The sequence below is a fragment of the Streptosporangium sp. NBC_01639 genome (genome assembly GCF_045209755.1).
In the GTDB taxonomy this organism is placed as follows: domain Bacteria; phylum Actinomycetota; class Actinomycetes; order Streptosporangiales; family Streptosporangiaceae; genus Streptosporangium.
This window is the reverse complement of sequence record NZ_CP109272.1, coordinates 3,000,781-3,013,930: the sequence shown is the minus strand read 5'-3', so window position 1 is coordinate 3,013,930 and position 13,150 is coordinate 3,000,781. Positions and strand designations below refer to the sequence as shown.

At 68.1% G+C, this 13,150-nt stretch carries 16 protein-coding genes; 10 read left to right on the top strand and 6 right to left on the bottom strand.

Going from position 1 to position 13,150, the window contains the following annotated elements; genetic code table 11:
* The first annotated feature begins 67 nt into the window (after window positions 1-67).
* The 4 genes from OHA77_RS13485 (at window position 68) to OHA77_RS13470 (ending at window position 3,483) form a co-directional block, all read left to right on the top strand.
* Window positions 68-811, top strand: a complete 744-nt coding sequence (locus tag OHA77_RS13485; protein ID WP_406318398.1) for a decaprenylphospho-beta-D-erythro-pentofuranosid-2-ulose 2-reductase — start codon at window positions 68-70, stop codon at window positions 809-811.
* Window positions 812-905: 94 nt separating this feature from the next.
* The gene (locus tag OHA77_RS13480; protein WP_406318397.1) at window positions 906-2,018 is read left to right on the top strand and encodes an NAD(P)H-dependent flavin oxidoreductase; all 1,113 of its coding nucleotides are present in this window, start codon (window positions 906-908) and stop codon (window positions 2,016-2,018) included.
* Window positions 2,019-2,620: 602 nt separating this feature from the next.
* Window positions 2,621-3,010, top strand: a complete 390-nt coding sequence (locus OHA77_RS13475) for a hypothetical protein (protein ID WP_406318395.1) — start codon at window positions 2,621-2,623, stop codon at window positions 3,008-3,010.
* On the top strand, window positions 3,007-3,483 hold the full coding sequence (locus OHA77_RS13470; protein ID WP_406318394.1) for a hypothetical protein: 477 nt from the start codon (window positions 3,007-3,009) through the stop codon (window positions 3,481-3,483). Before OHA77_RS13475 ends, OHA77_RS13470 begins: the two co-directional genes overlap by 4 nt.
* 555 nt (window positions 3,484-4,038) lie before the next feature.
* On the opposite strand, the gene OHA77_RS13465 is transcribed toward OHA77_RS13470, so the two are convergent.
* Window positions 4,039-4,305: a hypothetical protein gene (locus tag OHA77_RS13465; protein ID WP_406318393.1), complete on the bottom strand. Its 267-nt coding sequence runs from the start codon at window positions 4,303-4,305 to the stop codon at window positions 4,039-4,041.
* Window positions 4,306-4,411: 106 nt separating this feature from the next.
* On the opposite strand from OHA77_RS13465, the gene OHA77_RS13460 reads away from it, so the two are divergent.
* The 3 genes from OHA77_RS13460 to OHA77_RS13450 are packed head-to-tail and all read left to right on the top strand — an operon-like array spanning window position 4,412 to window position 5,419.
* Window positions 4,412-4,711 carry a helix-turn-helix domain-containing protein gene (locus OHA77_RS13460; RefSeq protein WP_406318392.1) on the top strand — a complete coding sequence of 100 codons (300 nt, stop codon included), beginning with the start codon at window positions 4,412-4,414 and terminating at the stop codon, window positions 4,709-4,711.
* Window positions 4,712-4,718: 7 nt separating this feature from the next.
* Complete coding sequence (locus OHA77_RS13455; protein ID WP_406318390.1) at window positions 4,719-5,189, top strand: DUF5753 domain-containing protein; 471 nt, start codon at window positions 4,719-4,721, stop codon at window positions 5,187-5,189.
* A complete protein-coding gene (locus tag OHA77_RS13450) occupies window positions 5,180-5,419 on the top strand; it encodes a DUF397 domain-containing protein (RefSeq protein ID WP_406318388.1) in 240 nt (79 codons plus the stop codon). Before OHA77_RS13455 ends, OHA77_RS13450 begins: the two co-directional genes overlap by 10 nt.
* A gap of 114 nt (window positions 5,420-5,533) precedes the next feature.
* Here OHA77_RS13450 and OHA77_RS13445 read toward each other — a convergent pair whose 3' ends face one another.
* Complete coding sequence (locus OHA77_RS13445) at window positions 5,534-5,935, bottom strand: DUF6247 family protein (protein WP_406318387.1); 402 nt, start codon at window positions 5,933-5,935, stop codon at window positions 5,534-5,536.
* Between the two features lie 19 nt (window positions 5,936-5,954).
* A complete protein-coding gene (locus OHA77_RS13440; protein ID WP_406318385.1) occupies window positions 5,955-6,116 on the bottom strand; it encodes a hypothetical protein in 162 nt (53 codons plus the stop codon).
* A 415-nt stretch (window positions 6,117-6,531) separates the two neighbouring features.
* On the opposite strand from OHA77_RS13440, the gene OHA77_RS13435 reads away from it, so the two are divergent.
* Complete coding sequence (locus OHA77_RS13435; protein ID WP_406318384.1) at window positions 6,532-6,903, top strand: DUF6247 family protein; 372 nt, start codon at window positions 6,532-6,534, stop codon at window positions 6,901-6,903.
* Window positions 6,904-7,152, top strand: coding sequence for a hypothetical protein (locus OHA77_RS13430; protein ID WP_406318383.1), 249 nt, complete (start codon window positions 6,904-6,906; stop codon window positions 7,150-7,152). It begins immediately after the preceding gene.
* Between the two features lie 179 nt (window positions 7,153-7,331).
* Here the strand turns inward: OHA77_RS13430 and OHA77_RS13425 are convergent, their stop codons facing one another.
* Window positions 7,332-7,550: a hypothetical protein gene (locus OHA77_RS13425; RefSeq protein WP_406318382.1), complete on the bottom strand. Its 219-nt coding sequence runs from the start codon at window positions 7,548-7,550 to the stop codon at window positions 7,332-7,334.
* A 124-nt stretch (window positions 7,551-7,674) separates the two neighbouring features.
* Window positions 7,675-10,596, bottom strand: coding sequence for a S8 family serine peptidase (locus OHA77_RS13420; protein WP_406318381.1), 2,922 nt, complete (start codon window positions 10,594-10,596; stop codon window positions 7,675-7,677).
* Between the two features lie 155 nt (window positions 10,597-10,751).
* Here OHA77_RS13420 and OHA77_RS13415 point away from each other — a divergent pair, with 155 nt between their 5' ends.
* Entirely contained in the window at window positions 10,752-11,750 is a 999-nt protein-coding gene (locus tag OHA77_RS13415) for a hypothetical protein (protein WP_406318380.1), read from the top strand.
* A gap of 447 nt (window positions 11,751-12,197) precedes the next feature.
* Here OHA77_RS13415 and OHA77_RS13410 read toward each other — a convergent pair whose 3' ends face one another.
* The gene (locus OHA77_RS13410; RefSeq protein WP_406318379.1) at window positions 12,198-13,013 is read right to left on the bottom strand and encodes a crotonase/enoyl-CoA hydratase family protein; all 816 of its coding nucleotides are present in this window, start codon (window positions 13,011-13,013) and stop codon (window positions 12,198-12,200) included.
* Window positions 13,014-13,150 lie beyond the last annotated feature (137 nt).

Sequence of the window (13,150 nt, the reverse complement as noted above, 5' to 3'; positions counted from 1 at the left end):
GTGAGACTCTCGCTGTGACGTCCGTTCAACGGAGACCGTTCCCATGGCCGATGAGGAGGCCCCGTCGATGAAGAACGCCCTAGGCTCGGTGGACACCGTGCTGCTGCTGGGCGGGCGCAGCGAGATCGGGCTGGCGATCGTCGAACGGCTGGTCCGCGACGGTGCCCGCCGGGTCGTGCTCGCCGCCCGTGACGCCGGTGACACGCCTCCGGTCATCGGGGCCGCCGAGGTGCACCTGCTGGAGTTCGACGCCTCGCGCCCGGAGACGCACGGCGAGGTGATCGAATCCGCCGTGAAGCTGGTCGGCGACCTGGACGTGGTGATCCCGGCCTTCGGCGTCCTGGGCAGCCAGGTGGCCTACGACGCCGACCCGGTGGCCGCCGCCGAGGCGGTCGCCGTCAACTACGGCGGGCACGTGTCCGCCGGGCTCTTCGCCGCCCGGCGGCTGCGTGAGCAGGGTCACGGCACGCTGGTGGTCCTCTCGTCGGTGGCGGGGGTGCGGGTTCGGCGGGCCAACTTCGTGTACGGCTCGGCCAAGGCGGGCCTGGACGGCTTCGCGCAGGGACTGGGCGACGCGCTGCACGGCTCGGGTGCCCGGGTGCTGGTGGTACGGCCCGGCTTCGTGATCGGCAGGATGACCGAGGGCATGTCTCCCGCGCCGATGTCGTCCACTCCCGGCCAGGTCGCCGACGCGGTGATCGCCGGGCTGCGTTCGGACGCCGAGGTGGTATGGGTCCCCGGCAGGTTGCGGGCGGTCTTCGCGGTGATGCGGGTGCTGCCCCGCGCGATCTGGCGCAGGATGCCTCGCTGAAACGAGTTCTTGCCAAGAACGCTCGTATGTGAAGGCAGAAGGTTCTTAAGTAGAACGCGTTGCAGTTGGCTGGATGCCGTCATAGCGTGAACGCATGCGGACACGTGTCACAGACATGCTCGGAGTCGAGTTTCCGATCTTCGCGTTCAGCCACTGCCGGGATGTCGTCGCCGCGGTCAGCCGCGCCGGCGGGATGGGCGTGCTCGGCGCCCTCTACTTCACCCCGGAGGAGCTCGAGATGGAGCTCAAGTGGATCGACGACCACGTCGACGGCAGACCGTACGGCGTCGACGTGGTCATGCCCGCCTCCTACGCGGGAGCCGACCTGGGCGTCGACTCTCCCGAGGACCTGGTGGGACGGCTGCAGGGGATGATCCCCGACGGCCACCGCGCGTTCGTCGACGACCTGCTGGCCGCGCACGGGGTGGCCGAGCTGTCGGGCTCCGACGCCGGGAGGGTCCTGCTCGGCTGGACCGACGCCACCGCCCGGCCGCAGGTCGAGGTGGCGCTGCGGCACCCGATCGCCCTGCTGGCCAACGCCCTCGGCCCGCCGCCCGCCGACGTCGTCGATCTGGCCCACGCCAAGGGGGTGAAGGTGGCGGCGCTGGCCTCGACCCCCCGGCACGCGGTCAAACAAGTCGAGGTCGGCGTGGACATCGTCGTCGCGCAGGGCACCGAGGCCGGTGGGCACACCGGTGAGATCTCCACGATGGTGCTCATTCCGCAGGTCGTGGACGCGGTGGACGTGCCCGTGCTGGCGGCGGGGGGCATCGGCGGCGGCCGTCAGATGGCGGCGGGCATGGCACTCGGCGCCGAGGGCGTGTGGACCGGATCCATCTGGCTGACCGTCGAGGAGGCCGACACCCCGGAGATGGCCCGGCGGCGCATCCTGGAAGCCACCTCCCGCGACACCGTCCGCTCCCGCTCGTGGACCGGCAAGCCCGCGCGCCTGCTGCGGAACGAGTGGACCGACGCCTGGGAGGCCGCCGACTCGCCCGGCACGCTGCCGATGCCGCTGCAGTTCATGCTGGTCTCCGACGCGTTGCGGCGGATCGGCCGCTCCGACGCCGCCGAGCTGGCCACGTTCCCGGCGGGGCAGATCATCGGGGCGATGAACCAGGTGAAGTCGGCGAGGGACGTCGTCTTCGAGATGGTCGAGGAGTACATCGAGGCCGTGGAACGCCTGGGGCGCCTTACCCGGGAGTAGGGCGCCGCCGCGTCTGTGCCGGGGGTTTCGCTGTTCTCGGCCTGCCGCCGTGCGTGCTGGGGGGTAGGGGACCGCTGTCCGTGAGGTGTTTCCCGGGTGAGCTTTCCGGGAGTGGGTGGCCGTGCGCGCTGCGGTGGGTGGGTGTTCCGGCCGGCCGTCGCAGTCACCGTCTCGTTTTTCAGGCCTCCGGCCTGGCGGGCGCGGTGGTTACGCTTTTTTATAAGCTGGCCGGAACACCCACCCACCTCCGCGCCAGGCTGCCTGGCCGTACGGCGTGCGGACCGTAGCCGCTCACTCTCCGGCCGCCCAGCGATCTCACGGACGCTGAAGCAATCCGCGCAGGGGCCGTGCAGAGGTGCCCGCCGTAGCTGACGCGTTCCTCTCCGGCCAGTGCAGGGCCGAGCGCCGTGGAAGCGGTGAAGCCTCTCTGTTCCCACGCAGGGTCGGCTCCCGAATCGTCCCAGGGTTCGATCCTCGTGAAGCCGGCGTCGATTTGCAGTTCGGCGTGAGTTTGACAGTGAGCCCATTCCAACTCGATCTTGCAGGTCGTGGGTCGGTTGCGGCCGAGCCGTCTTAGACCGTGATTCATTTGGTCATGCGGCGTGGGCGGGTGGTCCTCGGTCCGCGCTCGGGAAGGCGACCAGTACTGCATCGGCGGCGCCAGCTCGAATCCCGAATCCAACGGCCAGATCTGCCGCTTCAAGGTCACCGACATCGCCTGGAAGATCGACTATACAGACCCGAAAACCGGAGAACACGACGGCACGGTGCGGTGGGTTCAGGTTGGCAAGAAAACCGGCAGGTGTCCGGTTGGCGGTGATTCAGGCGCGCCGGTCTACACTTTCCGCCAGAGTGATGGATACGTGGTGGCCAAGGGCATTCTCAGCGGCGCAGCCGGTGATAACGAGCCTGTCCAGTCCCCCTGCGTGAGTTACTTCACCGACTTCCATGACGTGCTGAAGGCCGTCGGCAAGGACGTCTACAAGAAATGAACCCCCTGGGCCCGTCCTTCCTGTGGCGCATGTTCTGCCTCCTGGTGCTGGCCGTCGCCGTCTCCATGGTGGCTGGCATGCGGGAGTCCCGGCCGGTCGAACCGCCCTTTCCCGGGCGGATCGACACGGTCATGGTGGAAGGACGGGTCCTCATCCTGCAGGTCTTCGGCGGGGCGAGCGACTCGGCATGTCTCCAGACCGACAAAGTCGAAGCCGTCGAGTCCGAGGAGAGTGTTCGGCTTCGGATAGTGCTTCGTGATGCCTGCCCGCCCCCCGGACGCACGCTGCTGGAGATGTGGCGGGACGAGTTGTGGCCGCCTGCCGTGCTCGACATCCTCCGTGGCGTCGAAGTGCCCGTCCTGCTCGAGCGGCCCTTGGGACGCAGGAAGGTCTTCGACGAGGAGGGCCGCGAGATCCGGGTCTGCCCGATCATGGGCTCACGATTGAAGACCATGCGACAGTGCCTGAAGTAGGGCGTGGGTGCCGAATGCCCTGTCATGTCATGTGACCTGCTGGTATTCGGGATCTGGGGAACATCGGAACCGGATCGTGCGCTTGTACGCTCCGTCACGATCTACCGCGGACAACTGCCGAAGATCTGCGGCTTCCGGCCTCGCACTCCCCATGGAGTATGGACGGGAACCTTCGGGGATAGCTGACTCCGCATGGTCATCTCCGACAACGATCTCGGTTTGCCGTGCGAGCGATCACGCAGAGTACAGCCGCACGATTCGGTTCCGATGTTCCTCAACCCCCAGGGCGGAGGAAACTGGGTATGCGCGTGTCCTTCGGCACTGCCCCGGCTCGGCGGACCACGGCGCGCACAGTCGCCGACAGGTGCGCCACCAGTGCGGTCGGCCCATGGATTTTGAGCTCCGCTGCCCGTGCATGCCCACGTGGCCGTCGAGACTGATCATTCGACTCTGCTTGCCCGGCGAACAAGTCAATGTTCAGCTAAGACCCAGCGCATCCTGCATAAACTCCGCTTTTTCTCTGCCGCAGTGATCGGTTCATCATGGTCCGCAGCCTCAGGCCCGCAAAACCAGATGAAAAAGACTCAGTGCGTTCCGCTTGACCTCCAGGCCGGCGGTTTCCGGGATGCCTTTCGCCGTGTTCCGGTCGATGGTTGTGTCGCGCACGAACCGGCGGCTGCTCGCCACGTTCCGCTCCTCGGGCTGTATCCATTTCTCGCCGAGCTGAGGAAATGCAGAATCCAGCGTGTAGCGAAGCCTGGTCAGCGCCGCGTACCCCTTGAGGGCTCTGCCCAGAGCGTTTCTTCTTTTCCCGGAATCCATATGTTCAGCGTGCCGAATCATGGATACTCTCGGTAGTCGAATAGTTGCCGAGGGCAAGCGTTGAATTCGTGGCGCTGTCCTTGAAGTCCGGCAAGGAGGGCATCTCATGGCCAACCTCTACACCCCCCAGGCGATCTGGGGCCGGGAGCTTCGTCACTACCGCAAGGGCGCGGGCCTCACCCAGGGCGAGCTCTCCCAGAAAATCCACTTCAGTGAGTCCCTGATCAGTGGGGTGGAGACCGGCCAGCTCCCCGCCAGTCTGGAGTTCGCCGAGACCTGCGACGAGGCCCTCGGTACGGGCGGCGCCCTGCACCGCCTCCTCGACTGGCGGAAAGGGCAGGTCTTCCCTTCCTGGTTCGGTCCGTGGCGGGAGGGAGCGGGAGGCTACTGCCCTTCGGGCCTATGAACCGCTCGTGATCCCTGGCCTGCTCCAGACCGAGGCATACGCTCGCGTACTGCTGCGCGGCAATGAGGCCGCTGTGGAGGCTCGTTTGGACCGGCAGACCATCCTCACCAGGCAGGACCCACGTCCACCGTCCTTCCGCTGCGTGATCGACGAGGCGATGCTTTATCGCCCGATCGGCGGCCCCGAGGTGATGAGGGAGCAGTTGGAACACCTTGTGTCGATGACCGACGAACGTCTCAGCATTCAGCTGATTCCGAACGGAATGCACTCGGGGTTGATGGGCGGCTTCGCAATCGCCACTCTGGAGACGGGCCGCGACGTACTGTATGCCGAGACGGCCGTACGCGGTATCACCACGAACGATCCGGAGGACGTCGCCGTGGCCCTGGAGCGTTTCGACGCCATCCGGAGTGAGGCGCTCCCGATAAACATGTCTATCGATCTCATCAAGAAGGCGGTAGCGGAAAAATGGACCTGAGTGACGCCAGATGGGTCAAGGCCAGCTTCTCCGGTGACAACGGTGGCAACTGCGTTGAGGTCGCGGAGCTTACGGAGGTCGGTGACGGTCCCGGCCATAAGGCCGACTACCCCGAGCTGATCGCCGTACGCGACTCCAAAGACCCTGACGGCCCCAAGCTGTTCTTCACCTCCGCCGAGTGGGACGCCTTCCTCAACGGTGCCAAGGCCGGCGAGTTCGACCGCCACTGACCCGCCAACCCACCGGCCGCCGAGGTGCTCCTCGGCGGCCGAGGCGGACGCTGGATCGGAGAGCTCATCGATCTGATCTTCGGCGGTTTGGTTGGCGACATTGACGTCATACGCCTAGATTCGGCCCTCCCGCCGGGTCAAGATCTCGGCCAGCGGGGTTCCTGACGAGCGCTGTCCGGACCGGATCTGCTCGGCCTCGTCGTGCATACGTTGCCAGTCTTCCCTGTTCTGCGCCGCTCTGGTGGCAATACGCCACCAACTGGTGAGAAAGTCATCCAGAGCGGCCAGATTCACTACAGGTGCGTGGGTGATCCGGGTCAGTTCGGCATCGAAAGCAGCCGCATCGACGGGGGGGGGCAGCGCTGCACACACTGCGGCGAAGGTCCGTTCGATCGCCGGTTCGGAGGCTGCATGGGTTGGGCTGCCATGGCGGCGACTCCTCCCGGTACTTCCTAGCAGACTACAGAGCCCCGCTCCTGCAACATGCCTCACCTGCGCATAAAGACCAGATCTCATTATCGACGGGCTCTCACGGTCAGGCGAGTAGATGGAACCAGACGGACTTGCCGTACGGGCTGAGGGTCCAGCCCAGTTGTGGGCGAGATCCATCGACGATGGACAGGCCGCGGTCGGAGGTCTCCAGGTCGGATGGCCTGCGCATCCGAGGGAGCTCGATGGAGGAGTCATAGACGTCCACGACCAGCAGCGCGCCCTGCTTGCCGACCGCGACCCAGATGACGTTGCGGGCGGGGCATCGGCCATGCCGTACGCCATGGCGTTGGTGGCCGGTTCGGAGACGAGCGGCTCGGCGACCTCCGGCACGTCGTCCGCCGCGTTCCGGTCATCGGCCGTGTCACGCATGAACCGACGGACGGACGCCACGCTCCGCTCCGCGCGGGTAATCCATTTCTCGCCCAGCAGGAAAAGGGCGGAGCTGCGCGAGGAGGCCGAACGGTGTTTTCGGCGCGCGGCCCGCGCCACCGCGCGCATCCGGCATCCCAAGCTGCCGGTCATCTATGACAATGGACGACAGGACGGTCGGGGGCTTACTGCGTGACCCACGCCGCTCCTGGTATGTAGGCTGCGAGGTAGTACCGGAAGGAGCCGCGACCATGACCGCCCAGCCTCACGGGCCCGCTGTCACGCTGACCCCCCAGGAGATGCGGGTGTCGCTGCACAACGACCGCAGCCCGCGCAACATTCGCGCCTGCCTGCCGGTCACCGATCACATGGCGTTCGATGAGCAATATCGCGAGGCCCTGCGCCGGGCCGCCGATGAACTGGATCTAACACCGCTACATCAATGCGTGGAGTCATGGCGGCGGCTGGCCATCGTCAAGACCGATCCTGGTGGCTACGCGCAGATGATGGAGAGCGCCGAACGCATCCAGCGTCAGGTCGAGCGCGGCGAGTCCACCGACGGCGTTGTGTGGGACGACGCTTTCACTGAGCGTCTACGCGCCCGCGCGGCGGGCGGGCGATAGGTGTACGTCGTTGAACTCGACCCGGTTGCCCGGGACCAGGCTGACGCGCTGCCGGCCGAGGCGATCAATCCGTTCCTCGAACTTCGGGCGTTGCTGGAGCTGCATCCATTAAGCGGGCTGCCGCTCCACCCCGACAATCCAAAGGCCAATATGCTGACCCACGACTTCGGCGAGTCCGGGATGGCGACGTACTTTGTCGTGGAGCACCTGCGCCGGGTATACATCGTCCGGCTCGACTGGCTTGGATGACCTATGTCGGTCCCGATGGGGGCTACCCCAGAAGCTCCTGCAGGCTCTGGGCGGTGCGCACGGCCCGTCGACAGCGGGCGACCACCTGTGCCATACCCGGACTCTGGCTTTTCGTTGCTCATGGTCGCCCGGTAAGCGATCAAACTTCCATGTTCATGTGTTCGAATAACACCAGCCGTTCAACTGAAGTGTCGGGTTTCTCTTTTCCCGGCGACATCAACGCTGTGCGTGCCATGGAAGTGGACGCTGGCCAGGTCAAAGAAGGCCCGGACGATGTGGGGACGTTTCTGCGGCCGGCACAGGCTGCGGTGCATGGCTGCGGCCAGTTCGTGTTCATCGGCGACCGCCTCACGAGCCGCTCGGACCTTGAGGTTCTGGTTGGCCCACTCAACGGTCATGAACTGCCGCCTCAACCAGGCTTTCTGCGTGGCGGCGCTCGGGCGGCGGCTCCGGGCCGGCAGGGGGACACACGTGAAGCGGGCCGCTCCCCGGAAGGAGCGGCCCGCATCGGATCGGTTCGGGTCAGTTGATCGTCACGATCGTGCCGGCCCCGTTGGGGTAGCCGATGTAGCCGGTCGCCGTCCGGTCCGGCTGGCCGGACCAGGTGGCCGTCAGCGGGAACGTCGTCCCCGGCGTGACCTTCGGTCTGTCGGGCGTCACCGTCAGCGCACCGGACCCGGAGTCGGCGCCCACGACGTTGATCTGGGTGCTGAACGGCGTGTCGGCGCTCCCGAAGGTGAGCACGGACAGGGTGTACCTGCCGGGCCTGGGATTGGCCAGGACCGCGCGGTAGTCCTCCCATGAGGTGACCCAGGCCAGGCCCTGCGCCGCGCCGCCCTCGGTGTAGCCCAGGATGGCGCCGACCTCCGTCGCTGGGTCGCCGGGGATGAGCTTGAAGGAGACGGCCTTGGCGCCTTCGGGCACGACGACGGAGACTTCCTTGCCCCAGATGTCGCCGGGACTCACGGTGCCGGGCACCGGGTCGGCGGAGACGGGGCCGTAGGCCTTGACCGGGAACTTCGACACGCCGGGGGTCACGTCGAAGGTGAGCGAGCCCTGCGGGCCCGTGCCCTTGACCTCGGCGGGTGCCTTGGCACTCAGCGGGGTGACCATCACGGGGCTGCGGACGGCGGTGTCCTCACCCTGCCAGGTCAGCGAGCCGACGATGGCGTCGCCGCCGGTCTGGGGCGTCATCTCCATGGCGACGGTGAACTCCTTGGTCTCACCCGCCTTCTTGAAGACCAGCGTGGAGGGCTTGACCTTGGTCTTGATGCCCGGCAGTTCGACGGCCGCGCGGTAGACGCCGGGGGTCAGCGCCGTGACCCTGCGGGTGAGGGTCCTTGAGCCGAACAAGGCGCCGACCGCGATGCTGGGGTAGTTCAGGTCGCTGGTGGCGACGGGCGCGGCGCCGGTGCCGGTCTTGACGCCCAGCCCTTCCAGGTACCCATACCAGTCCTGGGCCGCGGCATCGTAGACCAGGCCGGGCTTCAGCATGCGGGCGGGGTCGACGTGACCCGAGCCCTGCGCGAAGAGGTCGGGCGTCTTGGTGTCGTAGGTGGTGGTCATCATCGCCGACTTCACGGCGGCGGGCGACAGGAGCGGGTTCGTGCCCAGGTAAAGGGCGGCCAGACCGGCGATGTGCGGGGTGGCCATCGAGGTGCCGGAGTAGAAGTCGAAGTCCTTGCCCTGGTTTCCGGGGGGCGCGACGGCGGCGAGGATCGACACGCCGGGGGCGGCGATGTCGGGCTTGATCAGGTCGCCGTTGTTGCTGAGGGAGGGGCCGCGCGAGGAGAAGCTGGCGATCTGCGGGTATTCGGCACCCTCGGTGGAGGAGGCGGGAAGCAGCGTCACCGTCGCGCCGGGGGTGGCGGCGTAGGCGAGGACCTTCTCGGTGTCGGGGGTGTTGATGTGCACGGTCGGTACGGCGTGCACGTCGGCGCCGGTGTCCTGGTCGCTGGGGTTGCCCAGCACCATGCCCACGCCGCCGGCGCGCTTGACCTCGGCGGACTTGTCCACGCGCGCGGTGACGCCACGCACGCAGTAGATGACCTTCCCGGCGGCCTTGGCCGGGTCCAGCGACCCCTCCGCGCAGATCTGGGCGTCGGAGTCGGCGGCGGCGGCGTTCTTCACCGACACCGAGGTGGCCAGCGGCTTGGGCCCGAACGGCGCGCTGACGGTGGTGCTGGCACCGCGGAAGGTGCTGCCGTCGCCCAGTCGCACGTCGGCCAGGTAGGGAGCGACGGTGCTCGCGGCGACGGTGGTCGTCCACGGGGCGGTGTTGTCCAGGGTGGAGGCGTCGGGGCCGGAGTTGCCGCCCGCCGTGGCCACGAAGACACCGGCGTCCGCGGCGGCCAGGAAGGCCAGCTGGACCGGGTCGTCGGCGGCGGACTCGAACTGACCGCCGACCGAGTAGTTGATCACGTCGACGCCGTCGGCGACGGCCTGGTCGATGGCCTCGATGATGTCGGAGGTGTAGCCGGTGCCTCCGTCCGGGCCTTCCCACAGCGCCTTGTAGACGGAGACGGCCGCTCCGGGTGCGACGCCGGAGATCTGGCCGAAGTCGATGCCGTTCGCGGTGGCGGGGACGGCGTGGTTGCCCGCGGCGGTGCTCGCGGTGTGGGAGCCGTGCCCGCCCCGGTCGCGCGGCGAGGCGTACTCGCCGGTGGCGGCGGGGTCGTTGGCGTTCAGCCAGGCCTTGCCGAAGTATCTGGCACTCACCAGCTTCTGATTGCACAGATCGGCGGTGAACTCCGTGCCGGTCTCGCACAGGCCGGTGAAGGTGGAGCCGTCGGCCTTCTTCATGACCGTGGCCGTCCCCTGGCGGTAGGGCCGGTAGGGGTCGGCGGCGGTGGGCGCCTCGGTGCCGAGCGAGGGGCCGGCGAAGGAGGGGTTCTCCGGCCAGACGCCGGTGTCGATGACGCCGACCACGATGCCCTTGCCCGCCTTGGCGGTGCCGCCGAGCGAGGCCCACACGCCCTTGTCACCTGACAGGCCGAGGAAGTCGCTGGAGTTGCGGTCGTCCAGAGCCTTGCGCAGGGTGTCCTGGACGACGGACACGACGCCGCCCGTCCGGTGCAGCCGCAGCGCCTGAGCGGGGGTGAGTTCGGCGACGAAGCTGTTGGAGGCGACGGAGTTGTGCCGCTGCGCGGTCCCGCCGACACTGCGGGCGACCTCGTCCTGGCGCTTGGTCAGGTGCTCGCGGTAGCGCTTGGCGTCGGAGCTGGCCGTGTCGACCTTCCTGCCCTTGCCCTTGCCCGGTTTGGTGGCGGCGATGCCGTCCACGCCACCGCCGTAGGTGGCGAGCGGCTGCCCTGCGAGGGTGACGACGTAGGTGGAGGGGGTGCCTGTCGCAGCGGGTTCGGCGAGCGCCGGTGCCGCGGCGGAGGTGACCGCCAGCGCGGCGGCGAGTGCCAGGGCGCTGTAGACGCGGGGGATGCGGGACATTGCTCCTCTTGAGGGGATGAGGCTGCCACCCGCCCAGCAAAGATCGCCGGAGGGGCCGGGGAGCAGTCAACGGCCTGCGAGGATCCCTTGTCGAGATATGGTTATGACATTTTCGGCCATATGGCCAAAAGGGACACGATTCGGTCAGGTGGCACGTGGAGGAGCGGCGGGTTCTCGGCGGGGTGGGGATCGCGGAGTTCGACGAGCGGGTGTATCGGTTGCTACTGAGGCAGCCGGGCCGACGCACCGCCGAACTCGCCGCGGCCCTCGGGGCCACCTCCTCACGGGTACGGCTCGCGCTGCGCCGACTGGCCGAGGTGGACCTGCTGCGCAGAACCGGTCCCGGCGGCTACGAGCCGGTCTCGCCCGAGGCGGCGCTCGGCTGGCTGGTGGACAGGCGCCGTCTGGAGACGGAGGCGAGCCTGGCCGGGGTGCGCACCATGGTGGGCGACTTCGCCCAGCTCTACCAGTCGGGCCGGATGTGGGTCGAGCCCGCGGGCGTGGTGGAGATCCTCTCCGGCGAGGATGCCGTCAAGCGGCAGATGACCGAGCTGGCCCGCTCGGTCACCACCGAGCTGCTCTGCTTCGACAGCCCGCCGTACCTGGGCTACCCCGAGGCCTCCCGCGACACCAACGAGTCGGAGCTGGGGGACACCAGGGAACTGCTGGCCCGCGGCGTGGACATCAGGGTGATGTACTGCCCCGGCTCGCTCGACAGACCGGGCCGCATGGAGACCCTGTTGCGCCTGGCCGAGGAGGGCGAGCGCTCCAGGTTCCTGTCGCGCCTGCCGTTCAAGCTGCGCATCGCCGACCGGAGGGTCGGACTGCTGCCCTTGGTGGACGGCGTCTACGACAACATCGCGCTGCTGCACCCCTCGCGGCTGCTGGACGCGCTCATCGAGCTGTTCGAGGTCTACTGGGAGCGTGGCCAGCCGCTCACCGGCGACTCCCCACCGGCGGATGACAGGCCCGCCGAGGAGGACCTGCTGGTGCTGCGGCTGCTGAACTCGGGACTCAAGGACGAAGCCATCGGCAGGCACCTGGGCGTCAGCACCCGCACCGCGACCAGGAAGATCGCCGCGGTCGTGGAACGGCTCGGCGTGACCACCAGGTTCCAGGCGGGCGTGGAGGCCGCGGCGCGGAGCTGGCTCTGACCTTCCCTTGAGCCACCGCCCGGACCGTGATGAATGGTGATCTTTGACGTCCCCGAGCACGCGCGCTACTGCGCGAGCTCATCACGAGAACAGGCGGATCTCGCCCTACGGCGCTCGGCCCTGCACTGGTCGGAGAGGAACGCGTCAGCTACGGCGACCGGCCCTGAACAATCCCGTACGGATTGCTTCAGCGTCAAAGAGCCCGCCGGCGGCCCGAAAGCAAGCAACTACGGTCCGCACGCCGTACGGCGGGGCCGTCTGGCGCGGAGGTGGGTGGGTGTTCCGGCCGGCTTATAAAAAAGCGCAACCAGCGCGCCCGCCAGGCCGGAGGCCTGAAAAACGAGACGGTGACTGCGAAAGGCCGCGCACCGCGGCAAACCCACCCGGAAAGCTCACCCGGGAAACACCTCACGAACAGCGGAACCCCCGCAGGCGCGCGCAGACAGGTCAGCTGCCCCGGTAGACGGCCGGGCGCTTCTCCCGGAACGCCCGTGAGCCCTCCTTGGCGTCCTCGGAGCCGATCACCGGCCAGCCGATGCCGTCGGAGACCTTCAGGGCCTCGTCCTCGGGCAGGCCGAGCGTCTCGCGGTAGGCGCGCAGGATGGCCTGGACGGCGAGCGGCCCGCACTCGGCGACCTGGCGGGCGATCTCCAGGGCGGTCGTCAGGGCCTGGCCGTCCGGGACGACCCGGTTGACCAGGCCCATGCCCAGCGCCTCCTGGGCGGTGACGGCCCGGCCGGTCAGCAGGATGTCCATGGCCAGGGCGTACGGGATCTGGCGCGGGAGCCGTATCGCGGAGCCGCCCATCGGGAACAGCGCGCGGCGGGCCTCGAACAGGCCGAGGGTGGCGGACTCGGCGACCACGCGCAGGTCGGTGCCGACGAGCAGTTCGGTCCCTCCGGCCACGGCGTATCCCTCCACCGCGCAGACGATCGGCTTCGAGGGCAGCGCGGCGGAGTCGCGGAGCAGGCCCTTCCAGTGGTAGTCGGGGATCTCCGAGGCGCGCTTCCGGACCCGGGGGTCGCTCGACGGGACACCCATGGCCTTCAGGTCGGCACCCGCGCAGAAGGTCCCGCCCGCGCCGGTCAGCACGGCGACGCGGACCTCGGGGTCGTCGGAGACGTAGGCCCAGGCGTCGGCCAGGCCGACCAGCATGTCCGTGGAGAGCGCGTTCCTCGCCTCGGGCCGGTCCATGGTGACGACGACGACGTGACCGTCGCGCTCGACACGGCAGTGCGGCGTGCTGATGGGCAGGAGTTCCATGGACGACCTCCGCTGGTCCGGGGGATTCGACAACAGGATCGTATTGAAATCAAGCGCTTGTTCGGCATGTCTCGGCCGGGTTAGCCTTCCTCTGCGTATGAGAACAGATTCTTGTTCCATCCTTCCCGTGTCGCCAG